General features: G+C 67.8%; 5 protein-coding genes. 4 read left to right on the top strand and 1 reads right to left on the bottom strand.

Features of this window, described 5'->3' with window-relative positions:
• Positions 1-307 (bottom strand): serine hydrolase (locus ACLFKU_RS42365; RefSeq protein WP_410853209.1); only part of this gene is annotated, 307 nt, incomplete at its 3' end.
• Between ACLFKU_RS42365 and ACLFKU_RS42360 the strand changes: the two genes are divergently transcribed.
• From ACLFKU_RS42360 to ACLFKU_RS42345, 4 genes are all read left to right on the top strand, one after another.
• Positions 232-1,062 carry a hypothetical protein gene (locus ACLFKU_RS42360; RefSeq protein ID WP_410853210.1) on the top strand — a complete coding sequence of 277 codons (831 nt, stop codon included), beginning with the start codon at positions 232-234 and terminating at the stop codon, positions 1,060-1,062. The two genes, ACLFKU_RS42365 and ACLFKU_RS42360, sit on opposite strands and share 76 nt — an antisense overlap.
• 19 nt (positions 1,063-1,081) lie before the next feature.
• Positions 1,082-2,413 carry a peptide MFS transporter gene (locus ACLFKU_RS42355; protein WP_410853208.1) on the top strand — a complete coding sequence of 444 codons (1,332 nt, stop codon included), beginning with the start codon at positions 1,082-1,084 and terminating at the stop codon, positions 2,411-2,413.
• Positions 2,414-2,556: 143 nt separating this feature from the next.
• Positions 2,557-4,764, top strand: a complete 2,208-nt coding sequence (locus ACLFKU_RS42350) for a TonB-dependent receptor (protein ID WP_410853207.1) — start codon at positions 2,557-2,559, stop codon at positions 4,762-4,764.
• Positions 4,765-4,922: 158 nt separating this feature from the next.
• On the top strand, positions 4,923-5,219 hold a 297-nt coding region (locus tag ACLFKU_RS42345), incomplete at its 3' end, for a DUF1611 domain-containing protein (protein WP_410853206.1).

Genomic DNA, 5,219 nt, shown 5'->3' with positions numbered 1-5,219 from the left:
CGACGAAGCGCTCCCACACCTGGGCACGCAGCGCCGAGCCGGCCGCATCACGCCCGACGCTGTTGGTGGAGACGAACACCCCGATGTTGCGCTCCGGGATCATCCACAGCCACGAGTAGAAGAACAGCATCGTGCCGCCGTGCGAGCGGGTGTCGTAGCCACCAGTGTCCGAGGCCATCCAGCCCAGGGCCATGCGCGGCAGATGCGGCCGGCTCGGCGCTGCGTGCCCAGGTGTGGGAGCGCTTCGTCGAGAACTTCCTGCCGACCCTGCCGATCCAGGCCGCCGGCCCGGGCGTGGATGCGGCAACCGCGCGCGAACACGCCGCGGCGCTGGCGGGGGTGAGCTGGCAGAGCACGCGCCGCTCGGACAGTTCGTATCTGCGCCTGCTGACCCTGTTTGCCCCGACCCGCGTGCACCCGCAGGACGACGGCACGATCACCGTCGATGGCCAGAAGGGCCTCAACGGCCAGCTGCTGCGCTGGCGCGAGGTGTCGCCGTGGCTGTGGCAGCAGGAAAACGGCCGCGGTCTGTTGGAAGTGAAGGTCAAGGACGGTCGGCCGGTGTACTTCTCCGGCGGCCCGTTCGCCTCGGTGTTCGGCTTCGAACCGATCCCCGGCTGGCGTTCGCCGGCGTGGCTGCGCCCTGCGCTGATCGTCGCGCTGGGGCTGCTGACGCTGTCGGCCGTGCTGCGCGTGGGTGGCGTGTTCGTGCGCCGTTACTACCGGGTCCCCGCGCCGGCCGAAGGCCGTGGCCTGCGCTGGCTGCAGACGCTGTCGATCACTGTGCTGCTGGGCAGCGTCATCGCCTGGGTGGCGTATGTGAAGGCGATGTCCGCGCCGGGTGGCATCTCCAGTTACAGCAACGGGCCGTTGATCCTGGTCCAGGCGGTGTCCTGGCTGAGCGTGATTGCCGCGGTCGCACTGCTCTGGGTGGCCGTCCGCGCGCCGGCCAGCTGGCCGCGCCTGCGCCGCTATGGCGCCTGGGTGGTCGCACTGTCGGGCCTGGTGGTGGCGTTCGTCGCCATTACCCAGCGCCTGATCAGTACCGGCCTGCAGCTCTGACCCCCCGGCGCGCCGACCGATGACCCTCGACGCACCGCGCAAGGCCTGGTTCGGGCAACCGCCAGGCCTCACCATCTTGTTCCTCACCGAGATGTGGGAGAAATTCTCCTACTACGGCATGCGGGCGCTGCTGGTCTATTACATGACCAAGCAGCTGTTGTTCTCGCAGGAACAGGCTTCGATGGTCTATGGCCTGTACACCGCGCTGGCCTACCTCAGCCCGGTATTCGGCGGGATGCTCGCCGACCGCTGGCTGGGCAAGCGACGTGCGGTGATCCTGGGCGGCGCGATCATGGCGTTCGGGCACTTCCTGATGGCCTTCGATGCGCTGCTGTATCCCGCACTGCTGGCGATCGTGCTCGGCAATGGTCTGTTCCTGCCCACCCTGCCCGGCCAGGTCGGCGATCTCTACCCGCGCGATGATCCGCGCCGTGGCTCGGCGTTCAATGTGTACTACGTGGGCATCAACCTCGGTGCGTTCCTCGCCCCGCTGGTCTGCGGCACGCTGGGTGAGGTGTATGGCTGGCACGTTGGCTTCTCCGCGGCCGGCATCGGCATGCTGCTGGGGCTGGTGATCTACATCACCGGCCGCCGCCACCTGCCGCCGGATCCGCCGCGCAGCGAGCGCGCCACGCTGCCCTTCTCCGCGCTGTGGCAACCGGCCTACCGCCCGCTGCTGCACCTGATGGCGATGATTGCCGGCCTGATCGTGGTGTTCCGCCTCGCCTACGAGCAGATCGGCAACACCATCGCGATCTGGCTCGACACCGGCGTGGACCGCGTGCTCACCGCGGATTTCACCCTTCCGATGACGTGGTTCTTCTCGCTCAATCCGCTGCTGGTGTTCCTGATCACGCCGCTGCTGGTGCGGCGCTGGATGCGACAGGCCCGCGATGGCCGCGAGCCGGCCGCACTGACCAAGATGGCAATCGGTGCCGCCGTGGTCGGGCTGTCGTTCGCGCTGGTGGCGATACTCGGTGGCGAACCAACGGCCAAGGTCGGCTGGCTGTGGGCCGCGCTGTTCTTTGCGATCTTCACCTTCGGCGAGCTCTTCATCCTGCCGGTCGGGCTGGGCCTGTTCGCCCGCCTGGCGCCGGTCGGCTTCGGCGCCACGATCATCGCGTTCTGGTTCCTGGCGTCGTTCGGCGGCAACCTGCTGGCCGGCGCGGTCGGCACACTGTGGTCGACGCTCTCCAGCACGGTGTTCTTCTCGCTGATGGCCGGTACCTGCCTGATCGTCGCCGTGCTGCTGCTGCGCCTGGAGCGACGTGCCCGGCCCTTGCTTGCCGGCAATGGGACGCCTGCAGTGCAGGAGGCCGTCCCGGCTGACGATGCAGTGACCGCGCGATGACGCCGCCGTACCCGAATGCCGCGGCTTCGATGGCACGCGTGCCCCCCTCGCCCCCGCGTCAGCCCGCCACACGGCCGCCCCGGCCGTGGATGACGGTTGTGCCTGTTGCCCGACTTCGTTCCTGATTCCAGAGAGCCCGCCCTATGCGCAAGCCGATGAACCGTTCGATCCTCGCCTCCACCGTCACGCTGTGCTGCATGAGCCTCGCCAGCGCGGCGATGGCCCAGGACGCCGATGCCGAAGGCGGCCGCAGCACGCCCGATGTCGTCGAGCTCGATCGCGTGGTGGCCACCGCACAGAAGCGCAGCGAGAACGTCATTGAGGTGGCAGCCGGCGTCAGCGTGATCAGCGAAGAGCGGCTGGAAGCGTTCGGTGCAACCCGCCTGAACGATTTCGCCGCCTACGTGCCCGGCTTCCAGGTCGACAGTGGCGGCGCACCGGGCCAGACCACGATGGCGCTGCGCGGCGTGGCACCGCTTGGCGGCGGCTCGATCATCGGCACCTACATCGATGACACCCCGATCGGCCCGAGCAGCAACAAGCAGCGTGCGACCACCTACGCGCTGGATCTGCTGCCGTATGACATCCAGAGCGTGGAGGTGCTGCGCGGCCCACAGGGCACGCTGTACGGCGCCAGCTCGATGGGCGGCCTGTTCAAGTACATCACCAAGGCGGCCGATCCGGACGGCTTCGAGTTCCGCGCCGGCATGGACGTCAACGCCACCAAGGACGCCGGCGACGTGGGCAGCGGCGTGCGCACCTCCTTCAACGTGCCGCTGATCGAAGGCAAGCTGGGCATGCGCGCCAGTCTGTCGCGCCAGGGCACCCCCGGTTACGTCGACCAGCCCGACCTCACCGGCGAGGATGCCAAGGACAGCAACGGCTACTACCAGCTGGCCTCGCGCCTGGCGCTGACCTGGCGCATCAGCGACACCGCCAACCTGCGCGTGCAGGCGCTGTCGCAGATCGTGGATGCGGACAACTCCAGCGCAGTGGGCCTGACCTATCCAACGCTCGAGCCGATCCGCGGGCCGCTGGAAGGCATCCTGCAGCGCGCGACGCCGTACCGGATGGAGACCGACTACTACTCGGCGATCCTGGACTGGGATCTGGGCAACGTCGATTTCGTGTCGGCCACCAGCTTCTCCGACACCCGCATGGATGAAGTGCAGGATTCCACGCTGGTGTACGGCGCGGCATGGCCCCTGCTGACCCCCTACCCGGCCGGACAGGCGCAGTTCGATGTGTTCCTCGGCACCCGCAAATGGACCCAGGAGTTCCGGCTGAGCTCCAAGGAGAACGAGCGCTTCGAATGGCTGCTCGGCACCTTCTTCACCGGTGAGAAGAACACCAACCGCCAGCAGGTCAGCGCCTACGATGCGAATGGCATCCCGCTGCCCTTCAATCCCGGCACCGCGAGCCTGCCCGGCACCTATGACGAGCAGGCGATCTTCGCCGACGTCACCTACAGGTTCAGTCCCCGCTTCGATGTCTCCGCCGGTGTCCGGCATGCGCGCAACCAGCAGGATTTCGAGCAGCACAGCATCGGCCTGCTGTACGGCCCGCGGCCGATCGATCTGGCCGACTCCGCCGATGACAACGTGACGACGTGGAAGCTGGCCTCGCGCTGGCACCTCAACGACAGCGCGATGATCTACGCGCGTTATGCCACCGGCTACCGCCCGGGCGGGCCGAACGTATCGACCTCCGGCGTGGTGCCGATGACCAAGGCCGATACGCTGGACAACCTAGAGCTCGGCTTCAAATCGCACTTCTGGGACCGTCGCGCGATGATCGACATGGCCCTGTTCCGGATCGACTGGGACGACATCCAGGTGCGCGTTTCGGAGAACGGCCTGAGCTGGATGGGCAACGCCGGCAGCGCGCGCAGCCAGGGCGCGGAACTGAGCTTCCTGGTGCGGCCGGCCGAGCGCCTGACGCTCGGCCTCAGTGCCGCCTACATCGATTCAAAGATCGGTGACGTGCCGCCGTCCAGCGGCCTGGTCTCCGGCAGCCGCATGCCGATGACGCCGCGGCTGAGCTGGTCGAGCACCATCGACTACGACATCGATCTGAGCGACCAGTGGCAGGGCCGGATCGGCGCCGGGTATCGCGTCACCGGCGAGCGGGTGGCCGGTGCGTACGACATCGACAGCTACAACGCGCTGGACCTGCATGCCGAGCTGACCAACATGACGTGGACCGTGCGTCTGTATGCGCGCAACGCCACCGACGAGCGCGCCTATGTCTCGACCGGCGCCGTGCGCGACGCACTCAACCGCTACGTCGCCGTGACCGGCGTTCCGTTGCAGCCGCGCACCATCGGCATGTCGATCGACTATCGCTACTGAGGGGCGTGGAGCACACCGGACAGAAGAGCAGAGAATTATCCTGAATAGGTTGCATATTCTCTGATTAGGACTTATACAGGTCTAACCAGGTCAAACGATAGCGAGTCCTCGCCGTGAATGCCTCTCCTCTCTTCTCTCCCGCGACCACTGGAACCCTCATGAGCCCGACGCCCACCGCCGCCGTACAGGCCCTCGCCGCCCTCCCCCAGCCGTACCTGCTGTTCCTAGGCGACACCACCGAAGCCGGCTTCGCCAAGACCGCGATCGGGCTGCACGACTGGGCGCCGGAGGTGTGCGTCGCCGAATGGAGCCTGCCCGGCTGCACGATCAGCACCGGCCTGCCGAGCATGACGCCGCCCCAGGCGCGCGCCGCCGGTGCGCGTGCGATGGTGATCGGCGGGGCCAACGGCGGCGGCGAGATTCCCCCGCAGTGGCTGCCGGCACTGGTCGACGCC

The organism is Paraburkholderia sp. EG304 (assembly GCF_046543485.1).
In the GTDB taxonomy this organism is placed as follows: Bacteria; Pseudomonadota; Gammaproteobacteria; order Burkholderiales; family Burkholderiaceae; genus Paraburkholderia; species Paraburkholderia youngii.
Note: the sequence above shows the minus strand (reverse complement) of the source record. Positions and strands in the feature narration are given on the sequence as shown.